The sequence below is a fragment of the Streptomyces sp. NPDC056161 genome, assembly GCF_042268025.1.
Taxonomy (GTDB): Bacteria; Actinomycetota; Actinomycetes; order Streptomycetales; family Streptomycetaceae; genus Streptomyces.
In genome coordinates this window covers 1-23,492 of the sequence record NZ_JBHJUV010000093.1, presented here as the reverse complement: position 1 = coordinate 23,492, position 23,492 = coordinate 1, and the positions used below count along the sequence as shown (strand labels likewise).

22 protein-coding genes and 5 pseudogenes are annotated in these 23,492 nt (G+C 68.4%); 22 read left to right on the top strand and 5 right to left on the bottom strand.

Annotation, left to right across the window (positions count from 1 at the left end; all coding sequences use genetic code 11):
• The 4 genes from ACFC09_RS43700 to ACFC09_RS43685 form a co-directional block, all read left to right on the top strand.
• Positions 1–509 (top strand): transposase family protein (locus tag ACFC09_RS43700; RefSeq protein WP_376538356.1); only part of this gene is annotated, 509 nt, incomplete at its 5' end.
• Positions 510–1,072: 563 nt separating this feature from the next.
• Entirely contained in the window at positions 1,073–1,414 is a 342-nt protein-coding gene (locus tag ACFC09_RS43695; RefSeq protein ID WP_376538354.1) for a PadR family transcriptional regulator, read from the top strand.
• On the top strand, positions 1,411–2,367 hold the full coding sequence (locus ACFC09_RS43690; RefSeq protein ID WP_376538352.1) for a hypothetical protein: 957 nt from the start codon (positions 1,411–1,413) through the stop codon (positions 2,365–2,367). The genes ACFC09_RS43695 and ACFC09_RS43690 overlap by 4 nt, the downstream gene beginning before the upstream one ends.
• Before the next feature lie 220 nt (positions 2,368–2,587).
• Positions 2,588–3,373 carry a phosphatase PAP2 family protein gene (locus ACFC09_RS43685; RefSeq protein WP_376538350.1) on the top strand — a complete coding sequence of 262 codons (786 nt, stop codon included), beginning with the start codon at positions 2,588–2,590 and terminating at the stop codon, positions 3,371–3,373.
• Between the two features lie 393 nt (positions 3,374–3,766).
• Here ACFC09_RS43685 and ACFC09_RS43680 read toward each other — a convergent pair whose 3' ends face one another.
• Both ACFC09_RS43680 and ACFC09_RS43675 read right to left on the bottom strand, forming a co-directional pair.
• Positions 3,767–4,678, bottom strand: a complete 912-nt coding sequence (locus ACFC09_RS43680; protein WP_376538348.1) for a transposase — start codon at positions 4,676–4,678, stop codon at positions 3,767–3,769.
• Between the two features lie 290 nt (positions 4,679–4,968).
• A complete protein-coding gene (locus ACFC09_RS43675; protein ID WP_376538347.1) occupies positions 4,969–5,442 on the bottom strand; it encodes a transposase in 474 nt (157 codons plus the stop codon).
• Between the two features lie 62 nt (positions 5,443–5,504).
• Here ACFC09_RS43675 and ACFC09_RS43670 point away from each other — a divergent pair.
• Positions 5,505–5,819, top strand: a pseudogene (locus ACFC09_RS43670) (IS110 family transposase); the annotation flags it as partial.
• Positions 5,820–5,842: 23 nt separating this feature from the next.
• Positions 5,843–6,235: pseudogene (locus ACFC09_RS43665) on the top strand (transposase); the annotation flags it as partial.
• A 226-nt stretch (positions 6,236–6,461) separates the two neighbouring features.
• Here ACFC09_RS43665 and ACFC09_RS43660 read toward each other — a convergent pair.
• Positions 6,462–6,719 (bottom strand): annotated as a pseudogene (locus ACFC09_RS43660) (hypothetical protein); the annotation flags it as partial.
• A 374-nt stretch (positions 6,720–7,093) separates the two neighbouring features.
• Between ACFC09_RS43660 and ACFC09_RS43655 the strand changes: the two are divergent.
• From ACFC09_RS43655 to ACFC09_RS43595, 13 genes and pseudogenes are all read left to right on the top strand, one after another.
• Entirely contained in the window at positions 7,094–8,104 is a 1,011-nt protein-coding gene (locus tag ACFC09_RS43655) for an aldo/keto reductase (protein WP_376538345.1), read from the top strand.
• Positions 8,105–8,160: 56 nt separating this feature from the next.
• Positions 8,161–8,580, top strand: coding sequence for an SRPBCC family protein (locus ACFC09_RS43650; protein ID WP_376538343.1), 420 nt, complete (start codon positions 8,161–8,163; stop codon positions 8,578–8,580).
• A 183-nt stretch (positions 8,581–8,763) separates the two neighbouring features.
• A pseudogene (locus ACFC09_RS43645) lies at positions 8,764–8,865 on the top strand (oxidoreductase); the annotation flags it as partial.
• A gap of 363 nt (positions 8,866–9,228) precedes the next feature.
• Positions 9,229–9,696 carry a MarR family transcriptional regulator gene (locus tag ACFC09_RS43640; RefSeq protein WP_358862811.1) on the top strand — a complete coding sequence of 156 codons (468 nt, stop codon included), beginning with the start codon at positions 9,229–9,231 and terminating at the stop codon, positions 9,694–9,696.
• A 692-nt stretch (positions 9,697–10,388) separates the two neighbouring features.
• Positions 10,389–11,582 carry an MFS transporter gene (locus tag ACFC09_RS43635; protein WP_376538341.1) on the top strand — a complete coding sequence of 398 codons (1,194 nt, stop codon included), beginning with the start codon at positions 10,389–10,391 and terminating at the stop codon, positions 11,580–11,582.
• Between the two features lie 36 nt (positions 11,583–11,618).
• Positions 11,619–12,038 carry a heme-binding protein gene (locus ACFC09_RS43630; protein WP_376538339.1) on the top strand — a complete coding sequence of 140 codons (420 nt, stop codon included), beginning with the start codon at positions 11,619–11,621 and terminating at the stop codon, positions 12,036–12,038.
• Complete coding sequence (locus ACFC09_RS43625) at positions 12,038–12,385, top strand: nuclear transport factor 2 family protein (protein WP_376538337.1); 348 nt, start codon at positions 12,038–12,040, stop codon at positions 12,383–12,385. Before ACFC09_RS43630 ends, ACFC09_RS43625 begins: the two co-directional genes overlap by 1 nt.
• Before the next feature lie 15 nt (positions 12,386–12,400).
• The gene (locus ACFC09_RS43620; RefSeq protein ID WP_376538335.1) at positions 12,401–13,231 is read left to right on the top strand and encodes an aldo/keto reductase; all 831 of its coding nucleotides are present in this window, start codon (positions 12,401–12,403) and stop codon (positions 13,229–13,231) included.
• Between the two features lie 78 nt (positions 13,232–13,309).
• Positions 13,310–14,356 (top strand): TIGR03571 family LLM class oxidoreductase, encoded by a 1,047-nt coding sequence (locus tag ACFC09_RS43615; RefSeq protein ID WP_376538333.1) that lies wholly within the window; start codon positions 13,310–13,312, stop codon positions 14,354–14,356.
• A gap of 603 nt (positions 14,357–14,959) precedes the next feature.
• The gene (locus tag ACFC09_RS43610; RefSeq protein WP_376538331.1) at positions 14,960–15,235 is read left to right on the top strand and encodes a hypothetical protein; all 276 of its coding nucleotides are present in this window, start codon (positions 14,960–14,962) and stop codon (positions 15,233–15,235) included.
• A 278-nt stretch (positions 15,236–15,513) separates the two neighbouring features.
• Positions 15,514–15,828, top strand: a complete 315-nt coding sequence (locus tag ACFC09_RS43605; protein ID WP_376538329.1) for a hypothetical protein — start codon at positions 15,514–15,516, stop codon at positions 15,826–15,828.
• Between the two features lie 293 nt (positions 15,829–16,121).
• Positions 16,122–16,691 (top strand): TetR family transcriptional regulator C-terminal domain-containing protein, encoded by a 570-nt coding sequence (locus tag ACFC09_RS43600; protein WP_376538327.1) that lies wholly within the window; start codon positions 16,122–16,124, stop codon positions 16,689–16,691.
• Positions 16,692–16,758: 67 nt separating this feature from the next.
• Positions 16,759–16,930 (top strand): annotated as a pseudogene (locus tag ACFC09_RS43595) (ISAzo13 family transposase); the annotation flags it as partial.
• A 35-nt stretch (positions 16,931–16,965) separates the two neighbouring features.
• Here ACFC09_RS43595 and ACFC09_RS43590 read toward each other — a convergent pair.
• Positions 16,966–17,085, bottom strand: a complete 120-nt coding sequence (locus tag ACFC09_RS43590; RefSeq protein ID WP_376538325.1) for a transposase — start codon at positions 17,083–17,085, stop codon at positions 16,966–16,968.
• 142 nt (positions 17,086–17,227) lie between these two features.
• Positions 17,228–19,390, bottom strand: a complete 2,163-nt coding sequence (locus ACFC09_RS43585; protein ID WP_376538323.1) for a SpoIIE family protein phosphatase — start codon at positions 19,388–19,390, stop codon at positions 17,228–17,230.
• A 730-nt stretch (positions 19,391–20,120) separates the two neighbouring features.
• Here ACFC09_RS43585 and ACFC09_RS43580 point away from each other — a divergent pair.
• From ACFC09_RS43580 to ACFC09_RS43570, 3 genes are all read left to right on the top strand, one after another.
• Complete coding sequence (locus ACFC09_RS43580; protein ID WP_376538321.1) at positions 20,121–20,846, top strand: hypothetical protein; 726 nt, start codon at positions 20,121–20,123, stop codon at positions 20,844–20,846.
• A gap of 49 nt (positions 20,847–20,895) precedes the next feature.
• Entirely contained in the window at positions 20,896–21,918 is a 1,023-nt protein-coding gene (locus ACFC09_RS43575; RefSeq protein ID WP_376538319.1) for an alcohol dehydrogenase catalytic domain-containing protein, read from the top strand.
• Positions 21,919–22,164: 246 nt separating this feature from the next.
• Positions 22,165–23,370 (top strand): IS3 family transposase, encoded by a 1,206-nt coding sequence (locus tag ACFC09_RS43570; protein WP_376538317.1) that lies wholly within the window; start codon positions 22,165–22,167, stop codon positions 23,368–23,370.
• Positions 23,371–23,492 lie beyond the last annotated feature (122 nt).

The window sequence follows — 23,492 nt, the reverse complement described above, 5'->3', positions numbered from 1 at the left end:
ACCTCGCCACGGCCGTCCGGGCTGCAGCGCGCAAGGCGTTCGTGATCCTCGACGGGACGCTGCTGCCGATCGACCGCATCGCCGCCGACCGCCCGCACCACTCCGGAAAACACAAGAAGCACGGAATGAACGTGCAGGTCATCGCCGATCTGTTCGGGCGTCTGCTGTGGGCCTCGGCCCGCCTGCCCGGCGCGGTCCACGACATCCGCGCCGCCCGCACCCACGGCATCATCGACGCCCTGGCCCAGGCGGACATCCCCTGCTGGGCCGACAAGGCGTATCAGGGAGCCGGCGGTACGGTGCGGGTTCCCTACCGTGGCCGTTGGGAGAAGCTGTCCGCCGGCCAGCAGGCTGTCAACAGCTCTCACGCCAAGATCCGCGCGCTCGGCGAACAGGCCATGGCCACCCTGAAGACCTGGCGACTCCTGCGCAAACTCCGGTGCAGCACCACCCGCATCACCGCACTCGTCCAAGCCGTCCTCACCCTCCACCTCAACGCCTCACACTGAGGTTGGGAACGGCTCACTGACCGTGAGAACGTCCTGGAGGACGCCCCCTTCACCGACGAGCAGAAGGCCGACATCGCGCACCGTAACTGGGAGCACCTCACGTCCCGCGCCGCAAACCACACCCGGCGACCCGGGCAAGGCATGTCACACACCTGACCATGCCTTGCCATCACGAGGATCGCCGCACCCGACGACCAGTTCCGAGCAACTGGTGAGCAGCGGCGTCCTCGCCGAAGCGGCGGATCAGCTGTTTGGGCATCTTCGCTGCCAGCCGCGCCAGCGAATTCGCCGCCTTCGACTCGCCACTGACCAACCCTGCTCGGTCGTCAGTCCATCGCCCTGGGCTGCACCGGCCTTGTCGCTCCTCAACGGCGGAAATGACGTTTCGCCCGGCCCGAACCAGGTCGCGGCGAGCATCCGCCAACGCCGCGTGGGTCCGTCGAGGAGACTGCCGTCGCGCCCGCCGGTCGGGAGAGGGTGACGTTCGCCGTGGACGTGGAGGCGCTGCGGGTAATCACCCAGGGCTGGCAGATATATATCGCAGCTCGATATATGCTCGGCTCATGACACGGCAGAACCCGTCCTTGACGGAACCGCAATACTTCATCCTTGCTGCGCTCATGGACGGACCGTTGCACGGTTACGGCATCATCAAGGCCGCCGAGCAGGCCACCGACGGGCGGCTCCGGATCGCTGTCGGCACTCTCTATGGCGCGCTGGAGCGGATGGAGCGGGCCGGGCTGGTGGCCGCAGGCCATGAGGAGATCGTGGACGGGCGGGCGCGGCGCTACTACCGGCTCACCGAGGACGGCACCGCGACGCTCGGCCGGGAGGCACTGCGGATGCAGCAGGCGGCGGCCGTCGTCATCGGACGCTCGCGGGATGTCGGGGCGGCCCCGGCATGAACCGTTTGCTGCTTGCGGCCTATCCCGAGCCCTACCGTTCCCGGCAGGGAGAGGAGTTGCTGACCTGCCTGTCCGAGGCGTATCCCGGCCGCTCCTGGCCCCCGCCGCGGGAAGTTGTCGCCTTGGCGCGTGCCGGGGTGCAGGCCCGCGCCCGTGCCGTCGTCGACGACACGGCCCGGCCGTGGTGGCTGGACGGCATCCATCTGACCGCTCTCGTCCTCGCCGCGCTGGCACTGGTGCCGTACCTGCAGGATGTGTGGCACTGGGCACTGCACATCGATCCCGGCCGGCATGCCATCGCCTTCCACTTCTCGGGCTGGTACCCGTGGGCAGGAGGGCCCACGCGGACACGTCTCCTGCCCTACGGGCTGCTTCCGTTGGTCTGCCTGATCGCCCTGCTGCGCGGTAAGCCGTGGATCGCGCTGCCGGCCGCAGCAGCGATGATCTACGTCGGTGCCACGTTCAACAGCAATACGTTCTTCGGCGACGAGGGCAAGGCGGGCCTGGGCTACTACGGGCTGGGCGCCCCGATAACGGCCCGTGACCTGGTGCTGTCGGGGACCCTGTGCACCGCGTGCGCCGTGCTGGCGGTCTGCCGTCCTGGCCGGCTGCGGCGCCACTCGTACCGCTGGCTGGTGCCCATCGTGCTCGCCATGTTCGTGGCCGGGGGCCTGCACATCATCTCCATCAGTCCGGCCTTCCAACGCGGCCTGTTCGCCCTCGAAGTCGCCGCGCTGATCGCCGCGTGGGTGGCGACGGCCGCCACCGGGGACTACCGGTGGCTGATCCCCGTCGCAGCGGTCGCGTTCATCCGCACACAGGCGATCGTCATCCAGCCGAACGCGTTCATGCAGTCCCTGCCGGACCTGGTCGTCCTTCTCCTCCTGATCGCACCCCTCCCGGTCCTGGCGATCGCCGCCCAGCGCCGACAGAGCCGGGCGCTCCTCGATTAGGAGCAGATCCCCGGTGCGCCGGCCGAGCCTGTCGGCCCACCGCGTGCCAGAAGAGGCGCGCGACCTTACTACCCCACGAGGAACAGAGAGAGCGATGACTGAGCAAGATCCCTCGACCCTGTCCATACAGCCGGACACCCCCGGCCAGGTCCCGGGAATCACGGCCGAACCCAGCCTCTCGCGGACGATACGACCTCGGGTCTCAGCTCCGCTGTACCTCTTGGGGTTCCTGGCGGTCTACCTGATCGCTGTCTGCACCCCGTTCGGGCAGCGGGCGGAGAACGCCGTGCTCAAAGGGTTCAATGCCAGACCGGCGTGGATCTACGACTGGTCGGGGGCGGCTTACAAGTCGTCGGCCCTGCCGCCGCTGGGCGACACCGCCATGCCCACCCTGGTTGCGGGCGTGGCCATCATCGTGGCCGTGACCCTGATGCGGCGGTGCTGGTGGCAAGGCTGCGCGGCGATCGGGGTCGCCGCGGTCACGTTCGGAGGCACGGAGGTACTCAAGAGGATCCTGCCCCGCCCCGACCTGATACACGCGCCTGTCTGGTTCACCGAGGGGAGCCTCCCCAGCGGGCACGTGGCCGTCGCCGCCGGGCTGGCTCTCGGCGCCATCCTCATCGCTTCCCCCCGCATTCGCCCCTACGTCACCACGGCCGGCATGCTGTGGCTCGCTGTCAGCGCCGCCGCCGTCCAGGCCATCCACCACCACCGTCCCAGCGACGTACTGGGGGCCACACTGCTGGCCTGCGCCTGCTACAGCCTCGCGGAGCGGCTGCTGCCCCCCACCACCGCGCCAGGCATCACGCTGCGCCCTCGTGCGCTGCCGGCCATCGCCCTGGCACTGTCAGCGGCCAGCGCGCTCGTCGCCGGCGCACGAAATGACTCCGTCACACAATCGCTGGTCTACGCGGCAGCGGCCTTCCTGTGCGCCTCCCTGCTCTGGTACACCGCAGCGGAGGGGCCCGCACACACCACACGCCGCACACGCCCCACACCGGGCTGACCACCCAGCCGGCTCCGGGCAGGAGACCAGCTGGGTCCTACGTCGGCCATCGATCCGGCGCGGGGCTGGACGCCACGACCTCGTCCAAGACCAGGTCTCGCAGCTGGACGGTGAGTCCACCGATCGAGTTGACCAGGGCCAAGACGACGTCCTCCCGCTCCCCGGAATCGATTGCCGCTTCGGCGTCCTCCAGGAGCTGGAGGGCGTGGCGACACCCTGGTGGTGCCCGCCCTCGACCGCTACGGCCGCTCCCTGCAAGACCTGATCGCCATGGTCGGCGACCGACTCGGCTCGCGGCACCAGCACCCTGGCCGACCTGCGCGGGCAGTTCGCCGCTCACCGCAAGGCCCGCCCCCGTCGCCCACTTCCTCGACCTCACGGCATAGCCCCCGTTCAGGCGGCCAGCCGTAGCTGCCCGACCGCCTGCCCGTCCGGGGGCTCCATATCCAGGTGCCACGTGCCGAAGCGCCGGATCTTGCTGGTGATGTACGGGGTGATGGTGGCCAGGTCGACCGGATCGATCTCCCAGCCCTCCTCGATGAGGTCGTTGACCACCTTCGTGATGTCCACCGCGGGGTTCCCGGTCCGGCCCAGGAGGCGGACGGCGGTCACGGCTCCGATGCCCGGTGTGTCTGTCAGTCGGCCTCCGGACTCTGCGACCAGCGCGGCCATGGCTTTGGCGTTGTCCTTCAGCTTCACATCCCAGGTCCGGATCTCGGCGATCAGGTCAGCGGCGAGGGTGTGGCGGGTGAGTTCGGCCGAACCCACGGGGGCCACCGTCTCCAGCAGCTGCTCGGCTTTGGCCGCGGACAGGTCGCGCGGTGCTCCGCCGGGCAGGAGTGCCCGCAGCAGCGCGTGGAGCTGGTTCACGGCGCGCACTCTGGCCTGCGCGAGGTTGCTGCGCCGTTCGTCCAGCAGCGCCAGTGCATCCGTTGAGTTCTCGCGCTGCACCGGTCGTGCGTCGCCTTGGAGAGCGGCGACGCACGCTGCCGCGGCGGCGTCGATGCGGTCGTTCTTGCGGCCTGCGCCGCGTGAAAGCTGGCGGACGCGGGCGGTGGCGCTGGGTGAGACGTCAACGACCTGTTCTCCCCGGGCGAGTAGCCATGAAGTCAGGTGGTGTCCCAGGCCCCTGGCGTTCTCGACGGCCCATCGCCGCTCGGGCCACTGGCAGGCCCAGTCCAGCATGCGCTGGTACTCCTGGAACGTCACGTCGATGCGGATCGATGCGTGATCACGGTTGGCTTCGGGATCGACGGCCGTGGCTGTGTGGGTCGACTTGTGCGGATCGATGCCGATCAGCATCATCGGCGGCCCTCTTTCTCGGACGCCGGGTCAGTGGAATCCGCAGCTGACATCCCGACTTCGAGAAACGTGGGGTGGCCGATGCTCATGCCTCTGTTGAGTCAAGCCGCGAACGGACACCGGGCAGGTCGACACACCCAAAGAGAGCCAGCCCTCGCGAGCGGCAGGAAGTACTCGAGCCAGCCTGCCCGGCGTCCTGCGGCACGTTACGGACGGCCAACCCGATCACGAACACCGCTGCCCCCGATACAAGTCGGGAAGTACTGGCGCAGCAGCCCGTTGACGCTCCTACGTCAAGTGGCGAGCTGGTGTTGGGTGATGTGGTCCCGCCACGAGGCTCGGTCTTTGTTCATGGCGCGGTGGATGACGTCGTTCAGGTGGCGTTTGAGGATGCGCCGGGCTCCGCGAGCTCCCTTGGTCGGTTCGTGGCGGGCCAGGAGTGCTCGTGCGCCTGGGTGGAATCGCTGCTGGACGATGGACGTCGTGTAGAGCACGCTGTTGAGCCGCCGGTTGTCGCCTCGGTGCAGCCGGTAGCGTTCCTTGTCGGAGGAGTAGACCGGGATCGGTGCAGCTCCGGTGTAGCGGGCGAGCTTCGCTGAGCTGGTGAAGCGCGTGATGTCGCCGGGCTCCGCGAGGAGGACCGCCGCGGAGACGTGGCTGATCCCGGTGATCTCCAGGAGCGCGGGTGCCAGTGGAGTGACCAGTTCCCGGATCGTGTTTTCGAGTCCGCGGACGCGTTTGTTCAGCTCGCCTGTCTCCGTGATCATCTCGGTCAGCACCCGGCGGACGTGGGCGGCTCATCTCAGTGGTGTCCACCAGCACGGTCAGCAAAGCCTTCGCCGGGGCCGCACCGGTCACCCGGGCATCCGGCAGAAGCCTCGCGGTCATCGCCCGCCGGGTCAAGAACCAGCGCCTGGCCTCGGTCGGCTACGCCTGGGCCTTCGCCGCACTCACCGCCTCACCAGGCGCCCGCGCCCACTACGACCGCCGACGTGCCGACGGCGACCGCCACACCGCCGCCCAGCGCAACCTCTTCAACCGCATGCTCGGCTGCCTCCACCACTGCCTCACCAAACGAACCCACTACGACGAAGCCACCGCATTCCCCGTCACCCAAGCTCCTCAACTCTCCGTTGCCGCTTGACAGATCAACCGCATCGGATGTCTCTTTCCAGGGTCCTGACGTCTATGCCCGGCGTCGGCGTCAGGACCGGAGCCAGGATCCTCATCGATGTCGGCGACGGCAGCAGCTTCCCGTCCGCCACCCACCTCGCCGCTTACGCCGGACTCGCTCCGGCGACCCGCAGCTCGGGCTCGTCGATCCGCGTCGAACAACCCTCCCGCCGGGGAAACAAGCAGCTCAAACGGGCCTTCTTCCTGTCCGCGTTCGCGGCCCTGGCCGACCCGGTCTCTCGACGAGCCTATTACGACAAGAAGATCGCTCAGGGAAAGCACCACACCCAAGCCCTCCTCTGCCTCGCGAGACGACGAGCCGACGTGCTCTTCGCGATGCTCCGCGACGGCACCTTCTACGAACCCCAGCCCACCCCCACGGGTTGACAAAACCCATAGGGGCACCCCCCGGCCTCGCTACGGGACGCGCTTGCGGCGGGGGCAGGGACGGCCTGCGGCCGTACCGCAGCAGCGGACCGAGTTCCTCGGGAAGCGAGAGCGGCCTGGAAGCGCGCATAGTGAGCAGCATGCGCTCCTCGACAATGACGCGGGATTCCCGGACGGCGTCCAGGGCCTGGAGCACGTCGTGTGCGGGCACCTCGGTGAAGAACCCGACGTGACCAAAGTCGATGCCCAGCAGCAAGAAGCAGTGGTGCGCCGTCAGGCGTGCCCCGCGCAGGAACGTCCCGTCACCGCCCAGGGCGACGACAAGGTCCGGGCCCCGGTGCGGCCATCTCCTCGCGGGCGCTGCGCCACCGTTCCCCCACGTTCCACACGTCGATCTCGGTGCACTGGACGTGGTGGTCGTCGCACCATGCCTGTACCGAACGTGATGCCTCCACGGCTTCGGAACGTCCTTAGTGGACGACAAGACCGACCCTCTCGACCGCCATGGCGCCTTCCTCCTGGGCGAGCGGCGGTGTGGCCATCGTCGGCGCAGGCGGGCGGTCGCCGTTGAAGGGGGGAACGACCCGTGCCTCGTGGGCCCGGAGCCCGAGCCCGGATCGGCCGGCCCCGGTGCGGAGCCATTTGCATTATCTAGCGTCTGCAATTATTGTTCTTGCTCATAAGGTGCTTCTGCATTTATCAGTGCCGTACGCCCGGCCCTGACAAGCCGCCGCCGTGCATCCACTGCCACGGCTCCGCTGGCAGAGTCGCCAACCCACAAAGACATCCGTCCGCCATGCCTCACCCCCGCTTCAGGGATGCCCCCGATGCGGAGACATGGATCGAAAAGGAACCATCGTGTCGCTCAAGGAAATCCTTCCCGGCCGGCTCGGCTTCGGCACCGCCCCGCTCGGCAACATGTTCCGCGCGATCCCCGACGAGGAGGCCGCCGCCACCGTCGAGGCCGCCTGGGACCAGGGCATCCGCTACTACGACACCGCCCCGTTCTACGGTGCCGGCCTCTCGGAGTCCCGCCTGGGCGAGGTTCTGTCCACCAAGCCCCGCGACGCCTACGTCCTGTCCACCAAGGTCGGCCGCGTCATCCTCGACGAGCTGGAGGAGGGCGCCCGCGACCTCGGCGAGAAGGGCGGCCTGTTCGAGCACGGCAACCCCAACAAGATGCTCCACGTGTGGACCGCCGAGGCCACCGAGCGCTCCATCGAGGACAGCCTCCAGCGGCTCGGCACCGACCGGCTCGACATCGTCTGGGTCCACGACATCGCCCAGGACTTCCACGGCGACCTGTGGCTGAACAAGTTCGAAGAGGCCCGCACCGGAGCCTTCCGCGTCCTGTCCCGGCTGCGCGACCAGGGTGTCATCAATGCCTGGGGTCTGGGTGTCAACCGCACCGAACCCATCGAACTGATCCTCGCCCTCGACGAGCCGCAGCCCGACGGATTCCTCCTCGCCGGCCGCTACACCCTCCTCGACCACGGGCACGCTCTCCAGCGACTGCTGCCGATGGCCCAGGAGCAGAACGTCGACATGGTCGTCGGCGGCCCCTACAGCTCCGGCGTCCTCGCCGGCGGCACCCACTTCGAGTACCAGCAGGCCCCGCCGGAGATCGTCGAGAAGGTTTCCCGCCTGAAGGCCCTGGCCGCCAAGCACGGCGTCTCCATCAAGGCCGCCGCCCTCCAGTTCTCGCTCGCCCACCCGGTTGCCGCCGCGGTCGTCCCCGGCGCCACCCGCCCCAGCCGGATCGCCGAGGACGTCGCCGCCCTGAACGAGACCGTCCCGGCCGCGTTCTGGACCGACCTGCGCGCCGCCGGCCTGGTCAGCCCGGCCGCCCCGCTGCCCAACGGCTCCTGACCCCCAACCCCCTCCCCGAAACCCTCGCCCCAGCACCAGGATCCAGGAGAAAGATCATGGCCTCCACCTCCGTCAGCCGCATAGTGCCCGCCTCCCCCGACAAGGTCTGGAGCCTCATCGGCGGCTTCGACGCCCTGCCCGACTGGCTCCCCTACATCCCCGAGAGCACCGCACGCGAAGGCGGCCGGGTCCGCCGGCTGAAGAACCCCGAGGGCGAAGTCATCATCGAGCGCCTGGTGGACTTCAACGAGACCGAACGGCACTACAGCTACGCCATCCTCCAGGCCCCGTTCCCCGTCAACGGCTACGTCTCCACCATCCGGGTCCACACGATTCCCGGCCGGGACGACATCGCGGAGGTCCAGTGGTCCGGACGCTTCAACCCCGACAACGCCGGCGAGGACGAAGTCGTCGACCTCTTCACCGGCATCTACGGCGACGGCCTCGACGCCCTCCACAAGACCCTCGCGGCCTGACACCCGGCCCCGCCCGCCGCGGGACCTCACCGCGCAGCCCGGGTACACGCCCCGCGTACCCGGGCTGGGGTGTACCCGGTACGCCTTCCACACCAAGCACGGTATCGCCGCCGATGCCTGGAGCCCCCTGGCCGAGGAGGCTCCATGCCTCGGCGACGTGGCGATCGTGGGAATCGCTGAGGCGTATGCAACATGGTCGTCTACCTCGCCTCGCCCTACGCCTCCGCCACCACCGGCGGCGCTCTGCGCGTCGACGGCGGCCATGTCGACTCCATCCTTCCCTGAGCCTTCGCCGACCACGGCGTCCCCGCCCCGCCCAGTGCCATGCCTGTGGCTCCTTCGAAGGCCGGACCCGCTTCGAGCGGGTCCGCAAGGAGACCGGCATGCCCGTGGCAGCCGTCGGCCTGATCACCGCGCATGACCGACCGGCGGACGAGACCCGACCTCGCCTGCCGGCAGATGCGCGCCGGGGTGCCGCGCCTCGCACGGCGTCAGGTTCCCTCACCGACGGCGGCCGGGGCGTGCCGCCGTCGGTGAGGGAACCTGGGCGGACAGATAGTTGCATTAGCTCTATATGGGCTGTAGCCAATATTTCACTCCATGGCTTATCCTGCATTCCAGCCACACCCGGAAGGAGACCTGGACCCCATGACCGCCACAGACCCAGCACTCACCGCCCTCGCCAGCGGATGGGGCGCCCTCTCCCTCCTGCACGGCAGGATCGAGGCGCACATCGAGCGCGCACTGCAGTCCAAGCACGGCCTGAGCGTCCGGGAATACTCGCTGCTCGACGTGCTGAGCCGCCAGCACGACGGCGAAGGCGGCCATCTGCAGATGAAGCAGGTCGCCGACGCGGTCGTGCTCAGCCAGAGCGCCACAACCCGCCTGGTCACGCGCCTGGAAGACCGCAACCTGCTGTCCCGATACCTGTGCCCGACCGACCGCCGCGGCATCTACACCAACGTCTCCGAGGCCGGCCTGAAGCTCCTGGAGGAAGCCCGGCCGACCAACGACGCCGCCCTCCGGGAAGCCCTCGACGAGGCCGCCAAGAACCCCGAACTGTCCTCGCTGGTCGCGGCGGTGGAAGCGGTGGACGCTCCGTCGCGACGCCCGTAGACCCGAGCGGCCCGATCGCCTTCCCGCGCGACCGGTTCCAGCAGTGCGCGGGGACCCTGCAGCCGCCGGTCGGGCAATGAGCGTGTCACGCGGCTCGTACTGACACCTCTACCGGGCGGGGAGGAAACCCGCCGGTTCAGCCTTGGCGCGCCCTTGAGCGATGGAGCGGCGAGCAGGTTCCGGGCCGCCGGGTCACCGGACCGCCGCCGCCGGGCGCCCACCGTGCAGCAGCCTTTCGTCGCGCGGCACGCGCACGCGATCGCCGCAGGGGTCGGCTCAGGCGGGGCAGCACCGCCCAGGGCGGCCGCATCCGTCGCAGGCGGGTTGGCCACGGCCCTCGGTCGGCCTCGAGACCGACCGCGGACATCGACGCCCCCACCCCCTTTCACACCCCACGCGTAACGGCTGGTACGCACGACGGCGGAGCCACTGACACGAGCCGGTCGATGCCGCTCAGAGCTCATCGGCAGCCGCACGCGCAGTGTCGGCGTCGGGCGCCATCGCACAGTTCTCCGCCCCCGCCACTGCGTCCTGCCTGGGCGCGGGCAGGTTTGCGACACACAAGCCACCCTGCGCGCTCACCGACACACCCCTGCGCCCACGCATTGCCCGCGCTTGCACTTATAGGCGTCTGCAATTATTTTGGAGGCATGCAAGGCGCTCGTTCAAGTAATCACAGAAGGGCTGAGCCCATGCCCCTCGCACTCCTCGCTCTGGCTGTCGGGGCCTTCGGCATCGGCACCACCGAGTTCGTGATCATGGGGCTGCTGCCCGAGATCGCCGCCGACTACGGTGTCTCCATCCCCACCGCGGGCCTACTGGTCACCGGCTACGCCCTCGGCGTCGTCATCGGCGCACCACTGCTGACCGTGCTCGGCACCAAGGTCAGCCGCAAGCGGATGCTCATGCTACTCATGGCCCTGTTCGTGCTCGGCAACGTGGTCTCCGCCCTCGCCCCGAACTTCGGGCTGATGCTGACCGGCCGCGTCATCGCCTCCCTCGCCCACGGCTCGTTCTTCGGCATCGGCTCCGTCGTCGCCGCCGATCTGGTCGCTCTGGACAAGAAGGCCGGCGCCATCGCCACCATGTTCACGGGACTGACCATCGCCAACATCGTCGGTGTGCCGCTGGGCACCTACATCGGGCAGGCCACGGGCTGGCGCACCACCTTCGTCGTCGTCGCCGCACTCGGCGTGGTCGGGCTGCTCGGTGTCGCCAAGCTCGTGCCCACCACGCCGCGGCCCGAGGGCGCGCACCTGCGCCGGGAGCTGACCGCGTTCCGCAACCCGCAGGTGCTGCTCGCAATGGCGATGACGGTGCTCGGCTTCGGTGGTGTATTCGCCGCGATCACCTACATCGCGCCGATGATGACCCGTGTCGCCGGCTACTCCGACGGCGCGGTCACCTGGCTGCTGGTGCTGTTCGGCGTCGGCATGTTCCTCGGCAACCTGCTCGGCGGGCGCTATGCCGACCGTGCGCTGATGCCCATGCTGTACGTCACCCTCGGCGGCCTCGCCGTCGTGCTCGCGCTGTTCACCTTCACCGCGCACAGCAAGATCCTCGCCGCGATCACCGTCCTCCTGGTCGGAGCGCTCGGATTCGCCACTGTGCCGCCGCTGCAGAAGCGCGTGCTGGACCAGGCCCACGGAGCACCCACCCTGGCCTCGGCCGTCAACATCGGCGCGTTCAACCTCGGCAACGCTCTGTCCGCCTGGCTCGGCGGCATCGTCATCGCCGCCGGCTTCGGCTACACCTCCCCGAACTGGGTCGGCGCCGTCCTCGCCGCCGCCGCATTCGTCCTGGCCTTCTGGTCGGCCGCCCTGGAGCGCCGTACCCCCACGCCGGAGCCCGTCGGCGCCGCCGCCCGCACCCCCGTTCACCACTGACTCCCCTCCCCTTCATCTCACCCCAGGGAAAGCACCATGAGCACCATCGCTGTCACCCCACTCAGCACCGCGGACGCCGAGATCCTGATCGCGGCCGCCCACCGCGCCGCCCAGGCGGCCGGAGTCCCGGTCAGCATCACCGTCCTCGACGCCGGCGGCCATCTGCTCGCCTTCCGCCGCGATGACCAGGCGGTGCTGATCTCCGGCGAGTCCAGCACCCGCAAGGCCTTCACCGCCCTGCAGTTGAACGCCCCGACGGCCGACCTGGTCGACCTCGTCAAGCCCGACGGGCCCTTCCACTCCCTGCCCACCGCGCTCGACCGGCCGCTGCTTTTCATCGCCGGCGGCATCCCCGTCCACCGCGACGGCCGCCTGATCGGCGCGATCGGTGTCGGTGGCGGCGCCCCCGCGCAGGACCACTCGTTCGCTTCCGCCGCACTGAAGGAACTCGCCTGATGACGCGCACGCCGCAGGAGGTCTTCGCCAACCACGGCACCCGCCTGGGTACCGGCGACCTCGACCTGATCAGCCAGAACTACACGGAGGACGCCGTCTTCCTCACCCCCGAAGGTGTCCTGACCGGGCGTCAGGGCGTGCAGGAGGGCATCGGCCGCCTACTGGCCGACCTACCCGACGCCGACTGGCAGCTGACCCCGCAGTTCGCAGGGAACGTCCTGTTCCTCCAGTGGACCGCCACCAGCGCCACCCACCAGGTCGCCGACGGCGTCGACACCTTCGTCTTCCGGGACGGCCTCATCAGCGCCCAGACCGTCCGTTACACCCTCTCCGCCCCTACCGCCTGAAGGAACACCAGCACCATGGCACCCACTTCTGTCCCCACCGTCACGTTCAACAACGGCGTCGAGATCCCCCAGCTCGGCTTCGGCGTCTTCCAGGTCCCCGACGACGAGACCACCGCCGCGGTCACGGCCGCACTTCAGACCGGCTACCGCAGCATCGACACCGCCGCGATCTACGGCAACGAAACCGGCGTCGGCCGCGCCCTCGCCGCGTCCGGGCTGCCCCGCGAGGACCTGTTCATCACCACCAAGCTGTGGAACGCCGACCAGGGCTACGACTCCACCCTCCGCGCCTTCGACGCCAGTCTCGCCAAGCTCGGCCTCGACTACGTCGACCTCTACCTGATCCACTGGCCGGCCCCGGCCCGTGACCTGTACCGCGACTCCTGGCGGGCCCTTGAGCGCCTCGCCGAGGAGGGCCGCATCCGCGCCGCCGGTGTCTCCAACTTCCAGCCCGGCCACCTGCTGGGGCTGCTGGACGGCGCGACGCTGACCCCGGTCGTCAACCAGATCGAGCTGCACCCCGGCCTCCAGCAGGCCGAGCTGCGCACGCTCCACGCCGAGCGCAAGATCGCCACCGAGGCGTGGAGCCCGCTCGCCCAGGGCGCGGTGCTCGACCACCCGGTCATCGGTGAGCTCGCCGCCAAGTACGGCAAGTCCCCCGCCCAGGTCGTCATTCGCTGGCACCTCCAGCTGGGCAACATCGTCATACCCAAGTCGGTCACCCCGGCCCGTATCCGCGAGAACTTCGACGTCTTCGGCTTCGAGCTCACGGCCGATGAGATGCAGGCCGTGGCCGCGCTCGACCGCGACCTGCGCACCGGCCCCCACCCCGACGAGCTCAACTGAGCCTGCAGCCCCCTCCCGCTCCGTTCCGGGCAGACCGCCCGGAACGGAGCCCCGTGTCCGCTCCCGGAAGGACCCGCCATGGCATCCCCCCATCCCGCACTCGCCCGCCTGGCCCCCGCCGACGGGAGGCTCACCCTCGGCCTGGAACTGCCCCTCGACAACGACTGGGGTCCGGCGCGCCGGCGCACCGACCGCGCGGCCGGCCACCCCTTCGGCGTCCCCGACCTGACCGGGCACACCCGACTCGCGCAACTCGCCGACCGCCTCGGCTTCGCAGCCCTGTGGCTACGCGACGTCCCGCTCTACGACCCCGCCCAGTTCGGCGACGCCGGAAGCGTCTTCGAGACCTTCACGCACCTTGGTCACCTCGCCGCGATCACGGACAACGTCGTACTCGGCACGGGCGCTGTCGTCCTGCCCCTGCGCGAGCCCCTGCTGGTCGCCAAGGCGGCGGCCACCGTCGACGTTCTGTCGGGCGGCCGCATGCTGCTGGGCCTCGCCAGCGGCGACCGCCCTGTGGAATACCCGCTGTTCGAACGCGACTTCCAGACCCGCGGCACAGCGTTCCGCGAAGGTTTCGAGACGCTGCGCGCCGCCTGGCGCGGCGGCCCGCTGGAACTGCCCCGGGTCGGCCTCGGCGCGGACCGGCAGTTGGAGGTCCTCCCCAGGCCGGTCCATACGACGGGGATCCCGATCGCCGTCGCCGGAGGCGCGCAGCAGACGCCCGAGTGGATCGCCGAGCATGCCGACGCCTCCCTCAACTATCCCCGTGAACTGGGCGCATTGCGGTTGAAGATCCGTGAGTGGCGGCAGCGCACCGAGGACGGCGGCAAGCCGTACCTCACCCCCATGGTGCTGGCCCTCCAGGACGACGCCGACGCCCCGGCCCGCCCCATCCGGCTGGGCCTCAGCACCGGCCGCAAGGCCCTGGTCGACCACCTGGAAATGATGGCCGGCCTCGGCGTCGCTCACGTCTCCTTCAACCTGCGCCCCAACGACCGGCCCATCGACGAGGTGCTGCACGAGCTCGCCGAGGACGTGCTGCCCTACTTCCCCACGCCGCCGGCCACGCCCGCCGACTTCGGCAGCCGGCTCGAAGCCACCGTCCGGAAACAGCACGGCTGAACAATCCGTACGCCGCCCTGCCACCACCTCAGCGGACTTGCCGGTGTCGGCGACCTCATCACCGCCTGCTCCTCACCGCTGTCCCGCTGCGCTGCGCATCGAACCGGCGGAGCAGCTGAGGAGTGACTTTCGCGACGTACCAGGTAATGGCGGCAGCGATGTCTTCAGGCGTATTCGGAAAGCACACCACGTTCTCCTCCTCAGTCGTTGTTGGTCACAGGTTGGCGGTCACCAGACGGCCGATCATTTCGGCGCGAAAGGTTCCCTCGGCCTTGGCGCGCTTGTCCAGGGCGTGTTTCCTCGTCCATGCCCCACTCTTCGATGGGAGCCCGGCTGCGATCCCGACCGAGCCGACTTCACCATCGCTCTGGAAGCCGCCCGCGACACGGTGGTCAGCCTGCTCGGAACAACCGCGGCCTCAGGGCCGAGCAGCCGCTCCGACCTGGCGGGACACATCGGCGCCCGCGTCCTGCACGCACTGCTTCCCGGGCGCCGGATGCGACTGTCCGCCCGCATCGTCAAGTGCGGAACCTCCCGCTACAACATCTGGAACCGCGACGGCGTCCACGCGACAGCACCCCGATCACCGCCATCGAGATCACTGTGCGCCCACCCGTCCTGCCCAGCACGCAGGACCCGAGCCGGGCCCTCTCCGGCCGCTGGGGCCAGGTCTGCCAGCTCTTGGCCGCGAACTCCAAGCAGGCCATGCACACCCGGGACATCGCGCGGCATCTCAGGCTCCCCACCTCGGGGCGCCCCCTCAGCGGCCTCACCGCGCAACTCCGCTACTGGGCCCGCAACGGTCGGCTCGTCCGCACCGCACCGAACACCTACAAGATCACTATCCCTGACACCTTGACGCCACCACCGAACCCTTAACTTCGTGGCATTGGATACTCGACGCGGTCCGCTACGTCGTCGACAACGGAGTGAAGTGGGCCAACTTGCCTGCGGACTTCCCGCCGGTTCCAGCCGTCGCGGTGACCGCGGCGAGCGTTTCCACGGACAGGCAGGACAGTGAACTGCACGGTTCCTCCGGAAGACACCTCGGCCCGCGGCCGAACACGCAAAACAGCGGCCCATCTCTCCCGTGCCGGGGCAGGGCCTTCCTGGTACGGGACCACTGGGATGACTACAGCTTCAAGACGACCTTCCAGTTGCTCTGTGTCGATCCAGACGGCGGGATCAGGGAGATCGGCGGGGTCCAGATCAGCCGGTTCGGCAAGGTAGCGCCGGCCAGGACGCCGCTCCCGGACAACTGGAAGCTGGGCGCCCCCATCGCGCGCTTCTTCACTGACGCCCCTGAGACGTCGGGCGCGGCTGGGGCTTGCGAGGCGGGCCGGTCGGTCCTGGGCGCGGGCGCGGCACCGACGGCCAGGACCCGGACGCTGCGCACGACGCCGGTACCGGCCGCCTCGTTGGCCGCGGCGACGATGCGGGCACTGATCAGCGTCGGCGGGGCCGGGAACTGAATGCGCGCCGGTGGACGCGGGCCGACGTCCGGGCCAGCGATGCGGGTAATTCGGCGCGGTGCCGCTCCGGACGAGGGGAGTCGATTATGGGCGGGTCCGACAACCTCTTGGCCAGGCGGACATCATGGCGGCAAACGAGGTCCTGTGACGGCCGCGGGCCTGCAAGCGTGCCTGGTGGAATCGCGCCCGCCGGCCGTCGGAACGGACGATCCGCTGCCACCGATCTCAGGGCGTCCGACTTGACGCGCAAGACGACCGTTCATATTCTTCAACGTGAGAGAAAGGGAGTTCGAATGCCCAGGCCCAGCGTTCGTGAGCAGCTGGTCGAGGCCGCCATGGAGTGTTTCCACGAGCGCGGCTTCAACGGCACAGGGATCCAGGACATCGCCCGCACGGCCGGTGTTCCCAAGGGGTCGGTGTACAACCACTTCGAGAACAAGGAAGCCCTTGCCAGCGAGGTCATGGACCGCTACGCCGCCTCCCGCAGGTTGGAGATGCTGGGGGACGAGAACCTGCCGCCCGTGTCACGGCTGCGCGCCCATTTTGATTACCTCGCCGCGGACCTGGAGCGCTTCTCCTACGGGCGTGGGTGCATGTTCGGGAACTTCGGGGCGGAGCTGGCGAACCAGAGCGACACCATGCGCGGCAACGTCGACTCCCGTCTGAATCTCTGGACCTCCGCTGTCACACAGGTCCTCGAGGAAGCCCATGCAGCGGGCGCGCTCACGGCCTCCCTCACCCCTGGCCAGTTGGGGCAGTTCCTCGTCAACGCGTGGGAAGGCGCGGTACTGCGGGCCAAGGTGACCCGAAGCCGGGCCCCTCTTGACGACTTCCTCAACGTCTTCGACTCCTTCGTCGTCTGAAGCCCTGTCCAGAGGTCGGTGCTCTTGATGAAACCTTCGCCGAGCGGGACCGCGCCGGAAACAGGCAGTGCTGGCAGCGAAGTTCGAGACGACCCTGCCGCATCTCGATGAGCGTCAGCGTCGCCTGCTGCTGGGAGAGGGAGACACGGTCGATCAGGTACGGCGGCATCAGGCTGGTCGCGCGGGCTGTTGACGGTACGGGAGGCGTGACGGCACTCGACACACCATCAACTACGCTGGCCACAGCCGCATGAGTCGTGTCCAAGGTCAAGGGTCAAGCCCTCCTCCAGGGCACACTTGTGCGGAACTTGAACACGATGCTCTCAAGGACCTGGCGGTGATCGCGCCACCTGCCCCGGGCGCGGCCCATCGGCGGCAGTAGCGGCTCGATCACCGCCCACCCGGCGCAGGTATCTCCCCCTCCCTCACGACCAGTCCAGCGATCGGATGATCGGAAAGATACTCCCTACTTGGGCCAGGAACGTGCGGGAGTCAGGTCCTGGCCGCCTCGCTGTTGCGTCATGACCGATTGTGGATCACGCCGCCCAGGACGGAATGTCCTGCTCCGCCCAAATGCATTTGCCATCGTGGAGGTAGCGGGCGCCCCAGCGCAAGGAGACAGCCGAGATCAGTTGCAGGCCGCGACCACCTTCGTCGGTGTACGTGGCCTTGCGGATACGAGGGGTGGTCAGGCTTCCGTCGTAGACCTCGCAGATAAGGGAGCGGCTGTACATCAGGCGCAGACGAATAGGGCCCTTCGCATGCCGTATCACATTGCCGACCAGCTCGCTCACCAGTAGCTCGGTGGTCATGACGAGGTCATCAAGGCCCCACCCGTCCAGCTGCTCACGGACATATGCACGAGCCTGTCCGGCCGCCTGCGGACTGTCAGGCAGGTTGCAGACGGCAATGCGATCGGCACAGGTGCCTCGCGTGTGGGCGATCAAAAGAGCTGCGTCGTCGGTCGTCCGCTCATGGTCGGGGACCAGCGCCGAGATGACCGTGTCGCACAGAGCCTCCAACCGCCGGGGCTCATCGCGAACGTCTCCGGGCCTGGCGTAGGGAAACTGGGCCGCCGCGCTGGCCAATGTCTGCCGCAACTGGGCCACTCCCTGGCCGAAGTCGCGAGAAGCGGATTCGACCAAGCCGTCGGTGTACAAAACCAGCAAGCTCTCTTCCGGCAAGCAGAGTTCATGCAATGCGAACGGCGGAGCTGCAGCACCCAGAGGCGGGTCTGGGACCGTTTGGGCGGTGTGGACCTCCCCATCGGGTCGGACGACCAGTGGCGGGGGGTGACCGGCCAGGGAGAACGAGCATGTCCGGGTGACCGGGTCGAAGATGGCATACAAACAGGTGGCGTAGAAGTCCTCGCCCAGGTCACTGACTAGGTCGTTGAGATGTCCCAGCAGCTCGTCGGCCGGCATGTCCAGGTCGGCGAGTGTACGGACCGCAGTACGGAGTCGGCCCATGGTGGCCGCTTCCGTGATCCCGTGCCCCATGACATCGCCGATTACCAGGGCGACCCGGTCCGCAGACAACGGAATCACGTCGTACCAGTCTCCGCCGGCCTCCTCACCCCTGCCTGCAGGCAGGTAGCGGGCTGCGGCACATACCGCAGGGAGGCTGGGCAGTTCCCGAGGCAGCAAACCGCGCTGCAGTTCCTGCGCGCGGGCGTGTTCCACATCGTACAGACGAGCGCGTTCCAGTGCCTGGCCGATCAGACCGCTCAGCGCCGTCAGCAAGGCACGTTCCTGCTTATCACGGAATGACCTCGGTCGGCGGAAGGCAACCACGCATACACCGATGGAGCGCCCAGAGGCGATCAGCGGAAGGAACACCCACGCCTCCATCGGGGACAGACGCGACCCACGCCACGTCGGCCAGAGCCGGCGGCACTCCGCACGCGTTTCGACGAACAAGGGGGTACCGGCGCGTAGCACGTCAGGGGCCGGGGCATGTTCGGTGAGCGGCAACCCGTGCAGCACCATATCGAGGTACTCCTTCGGGTATCCGGTAGACCCGACCACGTACACTCGGCCGCCTTCGAGCGAATAAACGATCAGACCGTCAGCGCCGAAGGGAGGCATCACGTAATCCGCGACAGCCTCAACGACGTCGTGCGAGGTGAGCGCCTCGGCTAGCGCCGCGGTCAGCTCACCCATGCGGACGGTCCGCTCCGCGCTGGCCACCTCATCGATGCCTGGTGGCGTGCCGAGCACACCCTCCAAATGCGCGGCGGTCCAAGCGGCCACCGAGCCCAGAATCGAGCGCTGCAGTTCATCCGGCTCGCCAGACGCCGCGGTGAGCACGCACAGCACACCCATCGGCCCCTCGGCACCGAGTATGGGCACCGCCGCCGCGCCGCTCGCCCCAATTCCGAGACTGTCGTCTCCTACCCAGGTGAAGTGCCCGCTCCGAAGGGCCCGGGCGGGCACCACATCCTGTTCACCGCGCAGTTCCGCCCATGCCTCGGTTGCGCCTGGGGCAAGCCCTTCCACCGTCATGAGATAGAGGCGAGCAGAACCCGGGTCCCATCGGTACACCAAGCCCCCCAAGCCCCCAAGAAACGCCGTCACGTGCCGGACGGCCAACGCAAGCGTCTCCGTTTCAGCCGCCCACCGATCAACATCCCAGGTTGCCGCAGCGCCGAACGACGCCAGCTCCGCCCGCTCGGTCTGGTGCGCAAGGCTGTTACGCACAGGCGAAACCTCCTGCCTAAGGGCCCTGGCACGCGCTCTTGGGCCGGGGCAGCGACCACGGCCAGCCAAAATGCCTTCTACCTTCGTTAACAGTAACTCTGCTGTCATCCACACACCATGATTGCTCGACCACACACCATGGTTACTCGACCCGGTGGTTTGTCGGCAACAGGCACTGCGGACGGCCGATCAACGTAGGGCCGCGCTGCAATCGCATGCGCTTTCTGGAGCTGCACGTCGGTGATCTGGTCTTCGTTGACCCCCGCACTTGTAGGGGGCGGGTGGTGATCCTCCAGGCAACCGTCTGATGGACGCCCTGCCCATCAACGCCTTCATCCACCCTGCTGGCCTGCCCATCAACAAGATCGCAGTGTTGCGACGATCACTTGAAGGCGGTCTGTAAAGCGGTGGCATCGGGCTCGTTCAGCTCGTGCCATGGGCACCGGTGCACATCCCCACACGCACGCCCCGGGCCGGGACTACGCCCGTCGCCGGTGCGGGTTCAGCCCGCCAATCGCGCCGCGAAACCCGGGGGCGGGCGCGTGCGAGGCCAGCCGGACGACCGATGTGGGGCTCCGTCGTGAACCGGAAGCTCAGCAGGGGCGACCGAGCCGGTCGTCGCAGCCCACCGGGTCTCGATGAGGGCGTTCTCTTGCGTTTGGGCCGATCCACTTTTAGCATTCAATACGACCGGTCATATTGGATTGGCTGGAACTAGGAGGACCCCCTCGTGTCTGACCTTCTCGACACCGTCATCGCCGCCCACGGCGGCCTCGACCGCTGGCGCTCCGCTACTCGAATCACGGCCGAGGTGCGGGCTGGCGGCGCACTGTGGGGCCTCAAGGGTCAGCCCGGGGTGCTTGACCGGTACACCATCTCCGTCGACCTGCACCGGCAGTCGGCCACCCTCGCGCCCTTTGCGGGGCCCGAGCTGCGCGCGGCGTACACCCCCGACCGGGTGGCGATCGAGTTCCTCGACGGCCAGGTTACGGAGGAGCGTATCCAGCCGCGGGAGTCCTTCGCCGGGCACACGTTCGAGACGCCGTGGGATCGTCTGCACGCGGCGTATTTCGCCGGGTATGCCATGTGGACCTATCTGACGGAGCCCTTCGTCTTCGCCGAGCCGGGCTTCACCGCCACGGAGATCGAGCCTTGGGAGGAGAACGGCGAGACCTGGCGGCGCCTGCAGGTGACCTTCCCCGACCGCATCGCCACCCACAGCCGGGTGCAGACCTATTACATCGACACCGAGGGCCTCGTCCGGCGCCACGACTACCGGCCCGACGTGTTCGGCGCCGCCGACCGCGACTCGGCTCACTACACGTGGGAGCACCGGACGTTCGGCGGGCTCGTCTTCCCGACCAGGCGCTCGGTGCACCTCACCGACGAGCACAACCAGAAGGTTGCCGAACCGGTGATCATCTCCATCGATCTCACCGACATCACGGTCTCGTGAAGCGATGGACGTCTACCCGACAAGGCCCGGACGAGGACAGGAGGATGTCATGAGCGGCTATCGCGCCGTCGAGGCGACCGCTGGCGGTGATTTCACCCTTGTCGAGCGAAAGTTCGAGCCGCCGGGGGCAGGACAGGTCCGGATCGCGATCGAGGCGTGCGGGGTCTGCCACAGCGACGTGGCCGGGATCATGAACATGACCGGCAGTCGGCCGTCCAGTGAACCCGTGGTGCCCGGGCACGAGGTCATCGGCAGGATCGACGCGGTCGGTGACGGTGTTTCTGGTTGGCGTGTCGGGCAGCGGGTCGGTGTGGGCTACCTTGGCGGGCACTGCGGCGAGTGCGCGATGTGCCGTCGCGGGGACTTCGTGTACTGCACCGACCAACCGGTGCTGGGAGACAGTCAGCAGGGTGGGTACGCCGAGTACCTCACGGCCCGGACGTCGGGTCTCGTCGCGGTGCCGGACGACATACCGGCGGCCGAGCTGGCCCCGCTGATGTGTGCGGGCCTGACGGTGCATCACGCGCTGATGACCTCGGCCGCGCGCACGGGTGACCTCGTCGCCGTCCAGGGCATCGGCGGCCTGGGACACCTCGGGATCCAGTACGCGCGCGCCTTGGGGTTCCAGGTGGCGGCGATCGCGCGTGGTCGGAGCAAGAAGGAGCTCGCGCTTCGGCTCGGGGCGCATCACTACATCGATTCCGACGAGGGCGACCCGGGGCAGGCACTGCAGGAACTGGGTGGTGCCAGGGTCGTTCTCGCCACCGCCAGCAGTGGCGCCTCGATGTCGCCGCTGGTCGGGGGGCTTGCCGTCCGCGGGCAGCTGGTCGTCGTGGGCGTGGCGCAGGACCCGATCGAGGTGGGCACCATGCCGCTCATCTTCGGTGCCCGATCGATAGTCGGCTCGTTGACCGGCACACCTCGCGACAACGAGGACAACGTCGGCTTCGCCCACGCCCACGGCATCCGCCCGATGGTCGAGACCGTTCCCTTGGAGCAGGCCGGAGAGGCGTATGCACGGATGATGTCCGGCGACGCGCGCTTTCGGATGGTGCTCAAGGTCGGTCGCTGACGCGGCCGTGTGCGGCGGTCCGGGCGGAAACGCTCACCCCGCACAGCACGTGACACCCAACTTTTTGTACGGAGATCAAGACGATGGACATAGTAGGACTCCGTTAGGTTGGTATGGATCTTGATAGGTGGTGTCTGGTCCGGGGTCGGGGCAGGGGCTGGTGGCATGTTGTGCACAGGCCGGTCCAGCAGTTCAGTGAACCGCCCCGGTTCGAATAGAGACTCGATTTCATGAAAGGATCGAGTCATGGCACGACCTTCCCGTTACCCGCTTGAGCTCCGCCGCCGTGCGGTGCGCATGGTCGCCGAGGTGCGCGACGACTACCCGAACGAGACGGCCGCATTGCAAGCGGTGACGGAGAAGCTCGGCATCGGCTCCCGCGAGACGCTGCGGAACTGGGTGAAGCAGCACGAGATCGACGCGGGCCAGTGCCCGGGGACGACGACGGAGGGCCAACGAGATCCTCAAGGCCGCGGCAAGTTTCTTCGCGGCCGAGCTCGACCGGCCACACACACGCTCGTAGCGTTCATCGACGAGCACCGGGACCGCTTCGGCGGTGTCGAGCCGATCTGCAGGACGCTCACCGAGTACGACTGCAAGATCGCCCCCTCCACCTACTACGCCCACAAGAAACGACTGGCTGCCCCGTCCGCACGATCGGTGCGGGACGCTCAGCTCAAGGAACTGATCAGCCAGGTCCACACCGCCAACTACCGTGTCTACGGAGCGAGAAAGGTCTGGCGTGAGCTGAACCGGCAGGGACGCGTCGTGGCCCGGTGCACCGTCGAACGCCTCATGCGTGAGATGGGCATCCAGGGAGCGGTCCGCGGCAAGCGTGTGATCACCACGCTCCCCGGCGGGCAGGTCGAACGAGCTCCCGACCGTCTCGACCGCGACTTCGTCGCCGCCGCCCCCAACCGCTGCTGGGTGGCGGACTTCACCCACGTGAAGACCTGGTCGGCGACCGTCTACGTCGCGTTCGTCGTAGACACCTTCTCCCGCCGGATCGTCGGCTGGTCGGCGGCCACCGTCAAGGAGACCGTCTTCGTCCTGGACGCCCTGGAGATGGCCATCTGGCAACGCGACCGCGAGCAACAACCCATCCGACCAGGCGAGTTGATCCATCACTCGGATGCCGGGTCGCAGTACACGTCGCTCAGGCTCGCCGACGAGCATCTGGACGCCGCCGGCATCGCCGCGTCCATCGGCTCAGTCGGCGACGCCTACGACAACGCCCTGATGGAATCGGCGATCGGCCTGTATAAAACCGAGTTGATCAAACCCCAGCGGCCCTGGAAGACGCTCTCCCAGGTCGAGCTGGCCACCGCCGAATGGGTCGACTGGTACAACCACCGCCGACTCCACGGTGAGATAGGCCATATCCCGCCCGTCGAGTACGAAGTCAACTACTACACGGAACTCACGAAACCCCAGGTCACAACCACAATCTGAGATCTCTACCGAACCCGGGGCGGTTCAGAAGCGTTCGTCCCGCAATGATCACGGAGTCCGCGGCAGAGCTCCCTGATGCGCTGAGGAAGGACTCAGCCGGTGGCTTGTGAAGCACCCAAGGA

Bases quoted from the DNA above. Each gene is read 5' to 3' on its own strand.
- ACFC09_RS43695 (WP_376538354.1), top strand. From the start codon at position 1,073: ATGACACGGCAGAACCCGTCCTTGACGGAACCGCAATACTTCATCCTT.
- ACFC09_RS43690 (WP_376538352.1), top strand. From the start codon at position 1,411: ATGAACCGTTTGCTGCTTGCGGCCTATCCCGAGCCCTACCGTTCCCGG.
- ACFC09_RS43680 (WP_376538348.1), bottom strand. From the start codon at position 4,678: ATGATGCTGATCGGCATCGATCCGCACAAGTCGACCCACACAGCCACG.
- ACFC09_RS43675 (WP_376538347.1), bottom strand. From the start codon at position 5,442: ATGATCACGGAGACAGGCGAGCTGAACAAACGCGTCCGCGGACTCGAA.
- ACFC09_RS43650 (WP_376538343.1), top strand. From the start codon at position 8,161: ATGGCCTCCACCTCCGTCAGCCGCATAGTGCCCGCCTCCCCCGACAAG.
- ACFC09_RS43640 (WP_358862811.1), top strand. From the start codon at position 9,229: ATGACCGCCACAGACCCAGCACTCACCGCCCTCGCCAGCGGATGGGGC.
- ACFC09_RS43635 (WP_376538341.1), top strand. From the start codon at position 10,389: ATGCCCCTCGCACTCCTCGCTCTGGCTGTCGGGGCCTTCGGCATCGGC.
- ACFC09_RS43630 (WP_376538339.1), top strand. From the start codon at position 11,619: ATGAGCACCATCGCTGTCACCCCACTCAGCACCGCGGACGCCGAGATC.
- ACFC09_RS43625 (WP_376538337.1), top strand. From the start codon at position 12,038: ATGACGCGCACGCCGCAGGAGGTCTTCGCCAACCACGGCACCCGCCTG.
- ACFC09_RS43620 (WP_376538335.1), top strand. From the start codon at position 12,401: ATGGCACCCACTTCTGTCCCCACCGTCACGTTCAACAACGGCGTCGAG.
- ACFC09_RS43615 (WP_376538333.1), top strand. From the start codon at position 13,310: ATGGCATCCCCCCATCCCGCACTCGCCCGCCTGGCCCCCGCCGACGGG.
- ACFC09_RS43600 (WP_376538327.1), top strand. From the start codon at position 16,122: ATGCCCAGGCCCAGCGTTCGTGAGCAGCTGGTCGAGGCCGCCATGGAG.
- ACFC09_RS43575 (WP_376538319.1), top strand. From the start codon at position 20,896: ATGAGCGGCTATCGCGCCGTCGAGGCGACCGCTGGCGGTGATTTCACC.
- ACFC09_RS43570 (WP_376538317.1), top strand. From the start codon at position 22,165: ATGGCACGACCTTCCCGTTACCCGCTTGAGCTCCGCCGCCGTGCGGTG.